General features: G+C 71.7%; 13 protein-coding genes. 5 read left to right on the forward strand and 8 right to left on the reverse strand.

Features of this window, described 5'->3' with window-relative positions; all coding sequences use genetic code 11:
• Window positions 1-97 precede the first annotated feature (97 nt).
• Window positions 98-403, forward strand: a complete 306-nt coding sequence (locus GXW74_RS12770) for a hypothetical protein (RefSeq protein ID WP_211846896.1) — start codon at window positions 98-100, stop codon at window positions 401-403.
• A 152-nt stretch (window positions 404-555) separates the two neighbouring features.
• Here the strand turns inward: GXW74_RS12770 and GXW74_RS12775 are convergent, their stop codons facing one another.
• Window positions 556-1,986 carry an alkaline phosphatase PhoX gene (locus GXW74_RS12775; protein WP_211846897.1) on the reverse strand — a complete coding sequence of 477 codons (1,431 nt, stop codon included), beginning with the start codon at window positions 1,984-1,986 and terminating at the stop codon, window positions 556-558.
• Window positions 1,983-4,298 (reverse strand): molybdopterin-dependent oxidoreductase, encoded by a 2,316-nt coding sequence (locus tag GXW74_RS12780; protein ID WP_211846898.1) that lies wholly within the window; start codon window positions 4,296-4,298, stop codon window positions 1,983-1,985. Before GXW74_RS12780 ends, GXW74_RS12775 begins: the two co-directional genes overlap by 4 nt.
• Window positions 4,299-4,420: 122 nt before the next feature.
• Here GXW74_RS12780 and GXW74_RS12785 point away from each other — a divergent pair, with 122 nt between their 5' ends.
• On the forward strand, window positions 4,421-5,824 hold the full coding sequence (locus GXW74_RS12785) for an aspartate aminotransferase family protein (protein WP_211846899.1): 1,404 nt from the start codon (window positions 4,421-4,423) through the stop codon (window positions 5,822-5,824).
• A 47-nt stretch (window positions 5,825-5,871) separates the two neighbouring features.
• Window positions 5,872-7,110, forward strand: a complete 1,239-nt coding sequence (locus GXW74_RS12790; RefSeq protein WP_211846900.1) for a hypothetical protein — start codon at window positions 5,872-5,874, stop codon at window positions 7,108-7,110.
• A 426-nt stretch (window positions 7,111-7,536) separates the two neighbouring features.
• Here the strand turns inward: GXW74_RS12790 and GXW74_RS12795 are convergent, their stop codons facing one another.
• Entirely contained in the window at window positions 7,537-8,562 is a 1,026-nt protein-coding gene (locus tag GXW74_RS12795; RefSeq protein ID WP_408903870.1) for a polyprenyl synthetase family protein, read from the reverse strand.
• An 87-nt stretch (window positions 8,563-8,649) separates the two neighbouring features.
• Between GXW74_RS12795 and GXW74_RS12800 the strand changes: the two genes are divergently transcribed.
• Window positions 8,650-8,862: a putative signal transducing protein gene (locus GXW74_RS12800; RefSeq protein ID WP_211846902.1), complete on the forward strand. Its 213-nt coding sequence runs from the start codon at window positions 8,650-8,652 to the stop codon at window positions 8,860-8,862.
• A gap of 5 nt (window positions 8,863-8,867) precedes the next feature.
• On the forward strand, window positions 8,868-9,590 hold the full coding sequence (locus GXW74_RS12805; protein ID WP_211846990.1) for a tRNA1(Val) (adenine(37)-N6)-methyltransferase: 723 nt from the start codon (window positions 8,868-8,870) through the stop codon (window positions 9,588-9,590).
• 201 nt (window positions 9,591-9,791) lie between these two features.
• On the opposite strand, the gene GXW74_RS12810 is transcribed toward GXW74_RS12805, so the two are convergent.
• The 5 genes from GXW74_RS12810 to GXW74_RS12830 all read right to left on the reverse strand — a co-directional run bounded on the left by GXW74_RS12810 (window position 9,792) and on the right by GXW74_RS12830 (window position 14,270).
• Window positions 9,792-10,079 carry a hypothetical protein gene (locus GXW74_RS12810; RefSeq protein ID WP_211846903.1) on the reverse strand — a complete coding sequence of 96 codons (288 nt, stop codon included), beginning with the start codon at window positions 10,077-10,079 and terminating at the stop codon, window positions 9,792-9,794.
• Between the two features lie 100 nt (window positions 10,080-10,179).
• Window positions 10,180-10,854, reverse strand: a complete 675-nt coding sequence (locus tag GXW74_RS12815; RefSeq protein WP_211846904.1) for an SCO family protein — start codon at window positions 10,852-10,854, stop codon at window positions 10,180-10,182.
• Between the two features lie 97 nt (window positions 10,855-10,951).
• Window positions 10,952-12,004, reverse strand: a complete 1,053-nt coding sequence (locus tag GXW74_RS12820) for a ribonucleotide-diphosphate reductase subunit beta (RefSeq protein ID WP_211846905.1) — start codon at window positions 12,002-12,004, stop codon at window positions 10,952-10,954.
• A gap of 137 nt (window positions 12,005-12,141) precedes the next feature.
• Window positions 12,142-13,056, reverse strand: a complete 915-nt coding sequence (locus GXW74_RS12825) for an NAD(P)-dependent oxidoreductase (protein ID WP_211846906.1) — start codon at window positions 13,054-13,056, stop codon at window positions 12,142-12,144.
• On the reverse strand, window positions 13,053-14,270 hold the full coding sequence (locus GXW74_RS12830) for an ABC transporter substrate-binding protein (protein ID WP_211846907.1): 1,218 nt from the start codon (window positions 14,268-14,270) through the stop codon (window positions 13,053-13,055). The genes GXW74_RS12825 and GXW74_RS12830 overlap by 4 nt, the downstream gene beginning before the upstream one ends.
• Between the last annotated feature and the right edge of the window lie 71 nt (window positions 14,271-14,341).

Raw genomic sequence — 14,341 nt, forward strand, 5'->3', positions numbered from 1 at the left:
AGGATGGAAAGTGTAGGTAAGGGTCCAGGCAGCGGCTCCCCCCGACCGTGCCGACCACGCTTCCCTGGTCACGACGGCCGAAAGGATTGACCTCGCCATGTTCCGCGCCTTCCTTCTTGCAGCCGGGCTGATCCTCGCCCTTGGCGCGCTCAGCCCCGCCGATGCCGCACGCAGCCGGGCGCGCACGAATCCGACCGAAGCGGCGGCCGCCGGCACCGAGGCACCGCGCGCCTCCTCGACCCGCCGCAGCCGCCGCACCGAGGCGCAGCGCCAGCGCCGCCACCGCAGCGATGCCTCCTCGGCGCGTCGCACGCGCGGCGAGGCCTCCGCCTCGCGCCGGCGGCGCGGCACGCAGCACGCTTCGACCTCCCGCCGGGCGCCGCGGACGACCGAGACCCCGTGACCCGCGCACGCGCCACCTGACCATGCGAAGGGGGCCGCGAGGCCCCCTTCGTACGTCCGCCTGCAACGCATCCGCCGGCGGCCCGTAGCGGTGGCGGTGACGGTGGCGTTGGCGTTGGCGTTGGCGTTGGCGAAAGGCTGCGAGAGCCGCGGTCAGCGCGCCAGGACCACGATGGTGCTGCGGGGCGGCTCATCGGGCCGCATGTTCGGCCAGCGCGTGGCCGGCGCATCCCACCGCGCGCCGGGCCCCTGGCCGGGATGGGCGATGGCGGCCAGCAGCGCGCCGTCCGCCGCCGCCGCTGCCCCGCCGAGCGCCGCGCCCACCGGAGCGCCGATCACCAGTTCCGGCCGCCCGCGATCGCCGCCATCGACCGCCACGCGGTAGAGAGCCTCCGGCAGCGTGCCCGGCCGCGTGCCGCGATCGGTGCCAAGCAGCAGCGCGCCATCGCGGTCGAAGCCGAGCGCGGCAGGCGCCCAGGGCCAGGCGGCGACCGTCGCATGCCGCCCGGCGTCGCCCGTGGGCGGAGCCTCGCGCCCCTGGATCAGGACCGCCGCGACGCCGGTTTCCGCGGCGGCGTCGCCGGCGGCGGCGCGGATCTCCAGCACGTGGCCGGCGCCGCCGTTCACCGCCACGCAGAGCCGCTGCCGCTGCGCATCGAAGGCCAGGCCCCTCGGGCGGTCGAGCGGTGTCGCCCCCGCCGCCCGCGCGGCGGCCAAGGGGTCGCCTTCGCCCAGCGGCATCCAGCGCAGCGAACCCCCCTCCATCCGCGCCGCCGCCATCCGCCCGGCATCGAGCGCCCGCGCGCCGGCGGTGTCGTCGGAGACGAAGCGGTAGAGGAAACCGCCTGGCCGCCCATCCGTCAGCCACACCACGGCGCGGCCATCGGCGGCGAGGGTCGCGGCGGCGTCCACCGCCCCGAAGCGGCCGAGCGCCGCCCGCTTCACCGGCACCGAGACGGGGTCGGAAGGATCGACCTCGGTGACCAGCCCGATCGAGCCGGCGTCGAGCGAGGGCAGGCGCCCCCGCCATTCCGCCGCGGCGCCCTCGGCCAGCAGCAGGCTGCCCCAGGGCGTCGCGCAGCCGCCGGTCACCCCGGCGATGCCGGTGACCGGCCCGCCATCGGCGCCGAGGCGGCACAGCGTCGCGGCGGTCAGGCGGCGATTCTGGTAGCCGCCATCCACCACCGTCCACTCCGCTCCGCGCTTCTCGAGGTTGAGCAGGCTCGCCCCCTGCATGGCGCCGGCGACCTCCGGGTGGTCGCGCCCGCCCGGGAAGGCGAGCGCGGCATCCACGGTCGCGTGTCCGACCGCCAGCAATGCACGCGGCACGCCGTCCGGCGACGGCGAGGGGAGGACCGCCAGCACGCGCGCATCCCAGCCGAACTGCGCCGAGGCCGCTTCCACGCTCGGCTGCGCGGGTGTCCAGGGCGGGGCATCGAAGGCGACGCGGTCGCCCCAGCGGATCAGCACGCCGCGGCGCCAGCCGGGCGCCACGACGTCGTCCTGTCGGATGGCGAGCGCCTGGGCGAGTGCCGGCGAGGCGAGAAGCGCGGGTGCCGCCAGCAGGGCGCGGCGAGGGATCATGCGGCGGCGTCCTCGATCGCCGGCGGCAGGTGCACGCGCACCGGCGGCAGGGCCTCGGTCCACTTCTCCACCTGCACCAGGCAGGATTGCGCGGACGGACCCTGGCCGAGGCGCGAGGTGCCGACATCCGGCGTCAGCACGTTCGGATTGCCGTGCACGCAGAGGCTGCCGGGCACGCCGGGTTCCAGCGGGTCGAACCAGGCGCCGGTCGCCATCATGGCGACGCCGCGCATCAGCCCGGGGTCGGTGCGCAGCCCGCCGAGGCAGGCGCCGCGGTCGTTGAACACCCGCACGATGTCGCCCGGCTGCAGGCCGCGCTCGGCGGCGTCCTGCGGGTTCAGGGTGATCGGCTCGCGGCCCGCGATCTTGTTCGTCGCGGCGACGCGGCCGGGATCGAGCTGCCCATGCAGGCGCGTCGCCGGCTGGTAGGAGAGCAGGTGCAGCGGGAAGCGCGCCGCCGCCTCCGCACCCAGCCATTCGCGCGGTTCGATCCACACCGGATGGCCCGGCGCGTCGTCGTAGCGGAAGGAGGCGATGGTCTCGCTGAACAGCTCCACCTTGCCCGAGGGCGTGTCGAGCGGGTGTTCCTCGGGGTCCACGGCGAAGTCGGCGAACTCGGTGTATTCCTCGCCGCGCGCGGGGGCCTCGGCCTCCCACCAGCCCTTGGCCCAGAAGCTGTCGAAATCGGGCGTCTCGACGCCGATGCGCGCGCAGTTGCGCCGCCACAGGTCGAACAGGTGGCGCAGCCAGGCTTCCTCGTTGCGCTGCTCGGTGAAGCGGTCGCGGAAGCCGAGTTCCTCGGCGATGTCGGCCAGCATGTCGTGGTCGTTGCGCGCCTGGCCGACCGGGTCGATCGCCTTGTGCATGGCACGCAGGAAGCGGTCGCGGCCGCTGCTCGCGATGTCGTTGCGTTCGAGCGTGGTGGTCGCCGGCAGCACGATGTCCGCGTGGCGGGCGAGCGCGTTCCAGTGCTGCTCCTGCGCGATGATCGTCTCGGCATTGGCCCAGGCGCGCAGCATGCGGTTGAGGTCCTGGTGGTGATGGAAGGGATTGCCGCCCGCCCACCAGATGATGCGCGTATCGGGGTAGCGCTGTTCCCGGCCGTTGAAGTCGTAGCCGCCGCCGGGGTTCTCCAGCATGTCTGTCACGCGTGCGACGGGGATGAAGAGCGCCGTCGGGTTGCGCGTCGCCGGCATGGAGAAGGACGGGATCTCCCGCCGCGGATGGCCCATGCCGTTCACGCTGCCATAGCCGTAGCCGACGCCCTGCCCCGGCTTGCCGATCCTGCCGAGGATCGCGGCGAGCGCGGCAAGCATCCAGTAGGGCTGTTCGCCATAGTCGGCACGTTGCAGCGACCAGGTGGCGGTCAGCATCGCCGGCTGGTCGGCCAGTTCCATCGCGATGCGACGGATGGCGGCGGCGGGGATGGTGGTGATGGGTTCCGCCCATTCCGGCGTCTTGGCGACGCCGTCGCTCTCGCCCGTCACATAGGCACGCAGCCTGTCCCAGCCGACACAGCGGGTGGCGAGGTAGTCGCGATCCTCCCGCCCCGCGGCCACGATCGTGTGCGCCATGGCGAGCAGCAGCGCCGTGTCCGTGCCCGGCCGGATCGGGATCCATTCCGCGTTGCACCATTCCGGCACGTCGCCGCGGTTGGGCGAGACCTGGATGAAGCGCAGCCCGGCCTCGGCGGCGGCATGCAGGTTCATCTCGTTGGAATGCTGCCCGGCGCCGCCCGAGGTGACGAAGCCGTTGCGCAGCGGCAGCCCGCCGAGGCAGAGCATCACCTTCGAATGGCGGGTGATCGCCGCCCAGTCCGTGTTGCGGCCGAGCAGCACCTCGTTGGTGCCGAGGATGTGCGGCAACAGCGCCTGCGCCGCCGCGTAGGAATAGGCGTTGATCTGCCCGGTGTAGCCGCCGCCGAGGCCGAGGAATCGCTGCAACTGCGAACGCGCATGGTGGAAGCGCCCCGCCGAGGACCAGCCATAGGACCCGCCGAAGATCGCGGTCGGTCCGTGCTCGGCCCGCACGCGCCGGGTTTCCTCCGCCACCAGCCGCACCGCGCGGTCCCAGGAGACGGGGACGAAGGGATCGCCGCCGCGCAGATGCCCCTTCCGCTTTCCCTCCAGCCAGCCCTTGCGCACATGGGGCCGGTCCACACGGCACGGCGCATGGACGATGTCGGGCACCGCCTCGATCAGGCTGCCGGGGAAGGGATCGCGCTCGAAGGGGCGCACGCCCACCACGCGGCCGTCCCGCACGACGGCGTCGAAGCTGCCCCAATGGGCGGCATGCGGCTTGAGTTCGGTCATGGAGGCTCCTTCGCGCGAAAAGGTGGCGCGGGCATGGCTGCACCGCAACCGCGCCCCCTTGGGTGGCGCGGCATCCGGGCCTAGAGTGCCGCCCTCGCCCGCCGAGGAAGGCTCCGACAGACATGACACCGCCGCGCAATTCCAACGCCGCTCGCGACATCGCGAACGTGCTGCACCCCTACACCGATGCCAAGGCGCATCTGCAGAACGGCCCGCTGGTCATCACCCGCGGCAAGGGCGTGCGCATCTTCGACGAGCAGGGCAAGGAATACATCGAGGCGCTGGCCGGGCTGTGGTGCGCCTCCCTCGGCTTCGACAACGAACGCCTGGTCAAGGCCGCGACCGACCAGATGCGCAAGCTGCCCTTCTATCACTCGTTCACGGCGAAGTCGCACGAGCCGATGATCGACCTGGCCGAGATGCTGATCGAGCGCGCCCCCGCGCCGATGAGCAAGGTGTTCTTCGGCAACTCCGGATCCGAGGCCAATGACTCGGCCCTCAAGATGATCTGGTACATGAACAATGCGCTCGGCCGGCCGAAGAAGAAGAAGGTCTTCGCGCGGCTGAAGGCGTATCACGGCATCACGCTGGCCGCCGCCTCGCTGACCGGCCTGCCGGCCAACCACAAGCTGTTCGACGCGCCGATCGCCGGCGGCCGCTTCGTCCATGTCGGCACGCCGCACTTCTACCACGAGGCCAAGCCGGGCGAGACCGAGGAAGCCTTCGCGACGCGCCTCGCCGAAGAACTGGAAGCGCGCATCATCGCCGAGGGCGGTGCCGAGGAATGCGCGGCCTTCTGGGCCGAGCCGGTGATGGGCGCGGGCGGCGTGATCGTGCCGCCGGCGACCTATTTCGAGAAGGTGCAGGCCGTGCTGAAGAAGTACGACATGCTCTTCGTCGCCGACGAGGTGATCTGCGGCTTCGGTCGCACCGGCAACTACTGGGGCTGCCAGACCTTCAACATCAAGCCGGACATCCTGGTCTGCGCCAAGGCGCTGTCGTCGTCCTACCTGCCGATCTCGGCGGTGATGGTGAACGAGACCGTCTTCCAGGGCATCGCGGAAGGGTCTTCCGCCGTCGGCACCTGGGGCCATGGCTTCACCTATTCCGGCCACCCGGTCGCGGCCGCCGTCGCGATCGAGACGCTGAAGATCTACGACGAGAGCAACATCGTCGCGCATGCGGCCGAGGTCGGCGCGCATATGCAGGCCGAACTCCGCCGCCGCTTCACCGACCATCCGCTGGTCGGCGAGGTCCGCGGCGTCGGCCTGATCGGCGCGATCGAGCTGAGCTCGGACAAGGCGGCGCGCAAGCCCATCGACCCGGCGAAGAAGGCCGGCGCGCGGCTGTGCAAGCTGGGCGAGGAACACGGCGTCATCCTGCGCGCCATGATCAACGACAGCATGGGCTTCTCCCCGCCGCTCGTGATCACCAAGGACGAGGTGACCGAGATGCTGGACCGCGTCGGCCGCGCGCTGGACGCGCTCGCCGTCGAGCTGCGCCGCGAGAGCATCGCGGCGGTCTGACCGCCGAACGCCCCGGCGCCGGGCGCGCCGGGGCACCCCCCGCCACCGTGTCCCCGACCGCCCCCGCCTTCCCGATCGCCGCGGCGCTCGCTGTCGCGCCGCTGGCCGTGGTGCTGCAATCCAAGGCGATGGCGCCGATCGGGCTGGTGGCGCTGGCCGTCGCGGTCATCGCGCATGTCCGCACCACGCGCACGCTGCCCTGGCCGCGCGGCCCGGTGGCCATGGCCGGCATCGCGCTCGGCCTGTGGGCGGCGGTGACGGCGATCTGGGCGATCGAGCCCGGACGCGCGCTGGGCTCCGGCCTTTCGCTCGCCGGCATGGCGCTGCTCGCAGCCGGGGCCGCCACTTCCGTTCAGGACAGCGACGAGCCTACCCGGCAGCGGCTGGTGCTGATGCTGGCCATCGGCCTCATCCTCGGCCTGGCGGCGGCGACAGTGGACGCGCTGACCGGCCACGCCATCCGCGCCGGGGTGCGCGGCTTGCGCGAGGTGCCGGCGACCCTCGTCTTCGGGCTGAAGCCGGCAGCCTCCGTCATGGCGCTGCTGTTGCCGCTCGCCATCGCCCTGCCCTGGCCCGTCCTGCCCCGCGCGCTGCTGTTGCTGGCCGGTGCGGCGGTGCTGGTGGCGCTGCCCGGCGACACCGCCAAGATCGCCGCCGTGCTCGGCCTCGCCGTCGCGGGCGCGACCGCGCTGGCGCCGTGCCTGGTGCCGCGGTTGCTGGGCGCGGGCCTGGCCGCCACCATCCTGGTCATGCCGCTGCTGGTCTCGGCCATCCCCTCCCTGCCGGTCGAGCGGCTGCCCGGTTCCGCCCTGCACCGCATGCTGATCTGGGACTTCACCGCAGCGCGCATCGCCCAACGGCCGGTGCTCGGCTGGGGCATGGAAGCCAGCCGCACCATCCCCGGCGGGCGCGACAACCCGCCCGCAGAGACCCTGGCCCGCATGCGCGTGACCGACCCCGCTTTGCTGCGGTGGTTCGCGGAACCGCATATCCAGATCCTGCCGCTCCATCCCCACAACGGCGCGCTGCAGATCTGGCTGGAACTCGGCGGCATCGGCGCGCTGATCGCCGCGGCGCTGGCCTGGCTGCTCGGCATGGCCGCGGCACGCGCGCCCTGCCCGCCGGCGGCTGCGGGGGCGCTGGCCTCGGCAGGGGTGACGGCGATGCTGTCCTTCGGCGCGTGGCAGGCGTGGTGGGTGGCGGCGATGCTGCTGGCGGCGACGGCCTGCGCGGCGCTGCCGGGGAGAGCCCTGCCCTCCCCGGAACCCCACCCGCCAAAGGCATGAAGGCCCTTGGAAACCATCATGCCAGCGGCCGCTATTCGCGACCGTTGGCATCCGGCTATTGGTGCCCTCAGTCGCCGGGCGCAAACATCCGGTCGGCTTGGCTTCGCCGCACCACCGGCGGGCCGCGGTCGCGGCCTCGGCACGAGACAAGAACTCGTGCCGCTCGTATCACTTGGCGCTGGGCAAGGCAGGCATTCCGCGGGGTCGAAGGACGCGCCGCGCCCGGAGCCCGGGATTCCTCCCGGGCGTCGCGCCCGCGGCGCGCTTCCTCGTTCCGGTGCGTCAGCCTCTGCCCGGCACCAGGTACCGGCCGGTCCAGGGTGCACCGCACCCTGGCGGGGTGAGGCTCGGAGAGGGGCAGCGCCCCTCTCCGATCAACAGCGCCATAGGTTCGCGCGCATGGACGGCGCCTCTCCCGGGGATGCGCTACCGCGCCCGCTCGATCACGAAATCCACCACCGCCGCCAGCGCCTGCTTCTCCGCGCTGTCGCCGAACGGCGCCAGCGCCGCCAGCGCCTGGTCGCCATAGACGCGCGCCCGCGCGAGGGTGTCGTCCAGCGCCCCATGCAGGCGCATCAGCCTCAGCGCCTCGGCGAGGTCGCTGTCCCGCTGCTCGCGGTCCTCGACCGTGCGGCGCCAGAAGGCGCGTTCCGCCTCGTCCCCGCGCGCGAAGGCGAGCAGCACGGGCAGGGTGATCTTACCCTCGCGGAAATCGTCGCCGACAGTCTTGCCGAGCGCTTCCTGGTCCGCGTTGTAGTCCAGCGCATCGTCCACGAGCTGGAAGGCGATGCCGAGCGCCATGCCGAAATCGCGCAGCGCGGCCTGCAGCGGCGCCGGCTGGTCGGCCACCACGGCGCCCACTTCCGTCGCCGCCGCGAACAGCGCCGCGGTCTTGCCCTCGATGACTTTGAGATGCTGTTCCTCGGTCGTCGTGGTGTCGTTCTGGGTGATGAGCTGCAGCACCTCGCCCTCCGCGATCGTCACGGATGCGGCCGAAAGGATGCGCAGCACTTCGAGGTTGCCGTCCGCCACCATGAGCTGGAAGGCGCGCGAGAACAGGAAGTCCCCGACCAGCACCGAAGGCTTGTTGCCCCACAGCGCATTGGCGGAGGCCTGGCCGCGGCGCAGCGCGCTTTCGTCCACCACGTCGTCGTGCAGCAGCGTGGCGGTGTGGATGAACTCGACGCAGGCGGCCAGGCCGACATGCCGGTCGCCGCGGTATCCGCACATGCGCGCGGCGGCGAGCGTCAGCAGCGGCCGCAGACGCTTGCCGCCGGCGGCGACGATATGCGCGGCGAGTTGCGGGATCAGCGCCACGTCGCTCTGCATGTTGTCGACGATGAGGCGGTTGCAGGCCTCGAGATCGTCGCGCACGAGCTTCGTCAGCGTGGTCAGCGCGTCTTCCCCGCGCGGCGCCGGCGGGGCGACAAGCGGCGTGGCGGAAGCGCTCACCCTTGCTCTTCTCCTGATGCGGCGCGCACCATAGTCAGCGACTGCCGGGGCGGCAAGCGCCGGAAAAACAAGGGATTCGCAAGCGGAATGCGCGTCGTCGCCAATACCACGGACCCGGTCAGGCTGTCCTTCCTGCGCGCGCTGCTCGCCGATGCCGGGATCGAGACCTTCGTGCTCGACGCGCATATCAGCGCGGTGGAAGGCGGCATCGGCGCCTTCCCGCGCCGGCTGGCCGTGGCGACGGAGGATGAACCGCGCGCCCGCGCCGTGCTCGCGGAAGCCGGCGAGGCGACCACGTGACCGGCATGACCGAGGACCTGCTGCTCGGCGGCCGCGTGCGGCTGCGCCAGCCGGTCAAGGGGTTCCGTGCCGGGCTGGATGCACTGCTGCTCGCCGCCTTCGTGCCGGCCCGGCCGGGCCAGCGCGTGCTGGAGGCCGGCTGCGGCAGCGGCGCGGTCTTCCTCTGCCTCGCCGCCCGCGTGCCGGGGCTCGCCATCGTGGCGGTCGAGCGGGAACCGGCCATGGCCGCGCTGGCACGCGATAACGCCGCGGCAAGCGGCGTCGCGGCGGAGGTGACCGACGGCGATGTTGCGGATGAGGGCCTGGTGCGCGCCCTGCCGCGCTGCGACCACGCCTTCGCCAATCCGCCCTATTGGCCGGGCGGTACGCCGCCGCCCGGCGCGGTGCGCCGCGCCGCCACGCATGAGGGCGGCGCCCGCCTCGAAGACTGGGCGCGATTCCTGGTTGTGCCGCTGCGGCAGGGCGGCACGGCGAGCCTGGTGCTGCCGGCCGCGCGCTTCGATGCCGGCGCCGCGGCATTGCGGGCGGCCGGCTGCGGCTCGCTGGTGCTGCTGCCGGTCGCGCCGCGGGCCGGCCTGCCGGCGAAGCGGGTGCTGCTGCGCGGCAGGAAGGGCGGGCGCGGGCCGGCGCGGCTGCTGCCGGCGCTGGCGTTGCACGAATCGGACGGGGGCTTCACGCCGGCGGCGGAGGCGGTGCTGCGCCACGCGGCCGGGCTCGAGGCGGCGTAGCGGCGCGGATCGAGGGGGGCCTTGCCTCCTCGGGCTCCCCCAACAGGGGACTATGGTCCCCTGCACCCGCGGTGACTCGAATCGGCAAGTTCCAAGGTCGTTCTCGCCCTGGCGAGGAGGGTTCGAAGAAAGCTGGCCCCCGTCATGCCATCGGGTGAGCGAAACCGGGACGGGCGTCGCAGCGCATGCCCTGGCTCGCCGCTACTGGTCCTTCACCTCGGGGTGGCGCAGCAGCCACAGCCGCTCATGCGCCGCCACGAGGCTTTCGAGGTTCTTGCGACGGTTGGTGTCCGGCGAGGCGGGGCGGCGCGTCAGCATCATCTCGAGGATGCGGAGCAATTCCTCCGCCACCTCGAAATCCGCCTGGTCGCAGGCATGGTGGAACGCGATCAGGATCTTGTCCGAAAGGCGCCGCGTATGGCGCGGCGCGGGCGCGGCGCCACGGCCGGACTCCGGCGTGGACCCGCCTTCCTGATCGTCCTCAGTCATTCAGCCCCTCCGCCGCTGTGCGCGACCCATCTGCTCACGAGGCCACGACTCCGGCGCGGTGGACCATACAAGCCGGGCATGGGTTGCGGAACCCCGTGTGTCACAAAGCGCGAAGCTGGGCCGCGACGGCGGCCGCCATCGCCTCCGGCGTCGTCTCCGGGCGGAACAGGCTGCGCACCCGTCCGTCAGGCCCGACCAGGTAGATGAAGGAGGAATGGTCCATCAGATACTCGGTCGTGTCGCGCGGCTGCACCTTGGCATAGAAGACTCGATAGGCTCGCGCCGCCTGGGCGATCTGCTCGGCGGTGCCCGTCAGCCCGATCATGCGCGGATGGAAGCGCGACACGTAGTCGGCCATGCCCGCCTGGGTGTCGCGCTCCGGGTCGATGGTGACGAAGACCGGCGTGACGCGCTCGCCCGCCGGGCCCATGGCGTCGAGCGCGGCGGCGACCGTGCCGAGCTCTGTCGGGCAGACATCGGGGCAATAGGTGTAGCCGAAATAGACCAGCAGCACGCGGCCGGCGAAATCGCGCTCGGTGACGGTGCGGCCGGTGTGGTCGACCAGCGTGAAGGGCCCGCCGAGCGCCACCCCCTGAGCGAGCTGGATGCCGCCGGCGGACGGCGCCGGCATCTCCATGCCGGTGATGGTGGCGATGCGGCGGAGGAAGGCGTCGGCGACCGACTCCCCAGGCGCCCGGCCGAACCAGGCCATGGCCCAGACGCCGCCGAGCAGCAGCACGAGAAGGACGGAGATGATGCGGACGGCGCGGATCATGATGCGCCGGAGATAGGCCCCGGGGTGCGGGGCGCGCAAGGGCGCCCTGCCCCTCACGGTGTCGCGCGCGGCGGGGAATGCCGCGCGCGCGGCCGCTTCAGTGCCGCACGCCCTCGATCGCGCCTTCGGGCTGCGGCGAGGAGAAGACGGAATCCGCGAAGGCCTCCTCCCAGGTGCCGGCCGTGCTGGCCTTGGAGTACTCCGTCGCACGGTTCTCGAAGAAGTTGGTGTGCTCGACCGCGTTCAGCATCTCGTCGAGCCAGGGCAGCGGGTTCTTCTCGATGTTGTAGAGCGGCTCGAGGCCGAGCTGTTGCAACCGGCGATCGGCGATGAAGCGGATGTACTCCTTGGTCTGCTTCGCATCGAGGCCCTGCACGCCGCCGAGCTCGAAGGCGAGGTCGATGAAGGCGTCCTCGTGGTCGACGATGGTCGCGCAGATCAGATAGAGGTCGCGCCGCAGCTCCTCGGTCCAGATCTCCGGGTTCTCCTGCACGAAGGTGCGGAACAGCCGGATGACGGACAGGCAGTGCAGCGTCTCGTCGCGCACCGACCAGGAGACGATCTGCCCCATGCCCTTCATCTTGTTGAAGCGCGGGAAGTTCATCAGGATCGCGAAGGAAGCGAAGAGCTGCAGGCCTTCGGTGAAGGCGCCGAAGGCCGCGAGGGTCTTGGCGATCTCGACCTTCGAATCGATCGAGAAGGTCTGCATGTAGTCGTACTTGTCCTTCATCTCCTTGTATTTGAGGAAGGCCGTGTACTCGATCTCCGGCATCCCGATGGTGTCGAGGAGATGGGAATAGGCCGCGATATGGATCGTCTCGATGTTCGAGAAGGCGGACAGCATCATCAGCACTTCCGTCGGCTTGAACACCTGGGAGTAGTGCTTCATGTAGCAGTTGTTCACCTCGACATCGGCCTGGGTGAAGAAGCGGAAGATCTGTGTCAGCAGGTTCCGCTCGGCCTCGGTCAGGTTCTTCTGCCAGTCCTTGACGTCGTCCGCCATCGGGACTTCTTCGGGCAGCCAGTGGACACGCTGCTGGGTCAGCCAGGCGTCATAGGCCCAGGGATAGCGGAAGGGCTTGTAGACCGGGTTGGAGGTGAGAAGGTCGAACCTCACCGGCATTTCGTCGGTCGTGCTTCCGTCGGCCATGATGCCCCGCCCCTTCTGTCGCGATGGCCGCTTCTACCATGACTGGTAGAGGCGGTAAATTTCAGCCACAAGACTTGGTGGTGCATGGGTTTCGGCGGCGACTCGCGCGTCGCCGCCGAGCCGCCGGTGGCGCCGACCTATCCGGCCGGCTTCGCGGCCACCTCCGCCCCGCCCCAGCTTTCCAGCAGCCGGATCAGGGCGGTGACGTCCTGCCCCTCCCCGCCATGCGCCATCGCGTGGTCGTAGAGCTGCTTCGCCGTCGTGCAGGTCAGCATGGTGGTGCCGAGCGCCTCTGCCTCGGCCAGCGCCAGGCGGACATCCTTGCGCATCAGCTCCAGCCGGAAGCCGAAGTCGAAGCTTCGTTCCAGCACCGCCTTCGGCATGAAGACCTCGGTCGAGAAGGACCGGCCGCTGCTTTTCGCCACCACCGCATGCATGACCGCCGGGTCGAGGCCGGCCTTGGCGCCCATCACCATCGCCTCGGCGGTCGCCGCCCAGACCGTCGCGGCGATCAGGTTGTTCACCAGCTTGAGCGTCTGCCCCTGCCCCACCCCGTCGCCGACATGGATGGTGTTGCGGCCGATGGTCTCCAGCAGGGAGCGCACGGTCTCGAAGGCCGCGCGGTCGCCGGAGGCCATGACGGAGAGCGTCCCGGCCTTCGCCCCCGCCGCGCCGCCGGAGACCGGTGCGTCGAGCACCGCGACGCCGTTCGCCGCCAGCCCTGCCGCCACCTCCTGCGCGACGCGGGCGCCGGTGGTGGACAGGTCGGCGTAGATCCGCATCGCCGCGCCTTCGGCCAGCCCGCCGGCGCCGAGCGCCACCTGCCGGACCACATCCGGCGTCGGCAGGCTGACGAAGACCACCGGCGCCGCATCGGCCACCGCCGACGGGGACGGCATCGCCGTGGCCCCGAGGGCGACGGCCTGCGCCACCGCCGCCGCGTTCACGTCATGCACCAGCAGGCGATGGCCGGCGGCGAGCAGCCGCTCGACCATCGGCCCGCCCATCGCGCCCAGGCCGACGAAGCCGACCGTCAGGACATTCGCGCTCACGGGCTCACCAGCGGGCAGCCGCCCTCGGCGAGCGGGCGGAAGGCCTGCTCCGCCGGGATGGTGGCGATCACCCGGTAGAGGTCCCACTCGCCGCGCGAGTCCTCCGGGCTCTTTGCCTCGACCAGATACATGTCGTGCACGTGGCGACCATCCTCCCGCACGCGGCCGTTGCGGGCGAAGACGTCGTTCACCGGCAGCTCGCGCATCTTGCGCGCGACCGTAGGGCCGTCATCGGTGCCGGCGGCTTCGATCGCGCGCAGGTAATGCCGCACCGCGGAATAGACGCCGGCCTGGTACTGCGTCGGCATCGCGCCGCGATGGCGTTCGGCGAAGCGGCGGGCGAAGGCGCGGGTGTCGTCGCTCTGGTCCCAGTACCAGGCCTCGGTCGCCACCACGCCCTGCGCCGTCGCGAGGCCGAGGGCGCGGATGTCGGTGATGTTGACGAACATGCCGACGAGGCGCTGGCCGCGCCGCGTCAGCCCGAACTCGCCGGCCTGCTTGATGGCGTTGATGGTGTCCGTGCCGGCGTTGGACAACGCCACCACCTGCGCGCGGGACGCCTGCGCCTGCAGCAGGAAGGATGAGAAGTCCGGCGCGTTGAGCGGATGCCGCACCCGCCCGGCCACCGTGCCGTTCGCCGCGCGCACCGCCGCCTCCGAGGCACGCTCGAGCGCGTAGCCGCCCTCGTAGTCCACGGTGAGGAAGAACCAGGACCGCCCGCCCTGCTCCATCACCGCCCGCGTGGTGCCGGAGGAGAGCGCGTAGCTGTCCGACACCCAGTGGAAGCCGACGGGGGAGCACTGCCGCCCGGTCAGTTCGGTCGAGGCGGCAGAGGTGTTGATGATGACGCGGTTGCGTTCCCGCCCGATCTGCTGCACCGCCAGCGCGACGGCCGAGTTCGGCATGTCGATGATCATGTCCACGCGTTCGGTGTCGATCCAGCGCCTTGCCGTCGCACCGCCCACATCGGGCTTGTTCTGGTGGTCGGCGAAGATCACCTCGACCGTCCGGCCGAGCGCGCGGCCGCCATGGTCCTCCACCGCCATGCGCGCGGCGACGACCGAGCCCGGCCCGGCGAAATCGGCATAGGGCCCGGTCATGTCGGTCAGCACGCCGACGCGGACGATGTCGTCCGAGACCTGCTGGGCGGATGCCGCCGCGGGCACGAGGCCGAGCGCGACGAACAGCGCGAAGGCGCTGGAACGGATGGACATGCTGCTTCCTCCAGACCGTGGCGCGCCGTGCGTGCGGCATCGCCTTGTGGACGGAGGAACGGTCCCAGAGC

The organism is Neoroseomonas eburnea, from assembly GCF_018129005.1.
Taxonomy (GTDB): Bacteria; Pseudomonadota; Alphaproteobacteria; order Acetobacterales; family Acetobacteraceae; genus Neoroseomonas; species Neoroseomonas eburnea.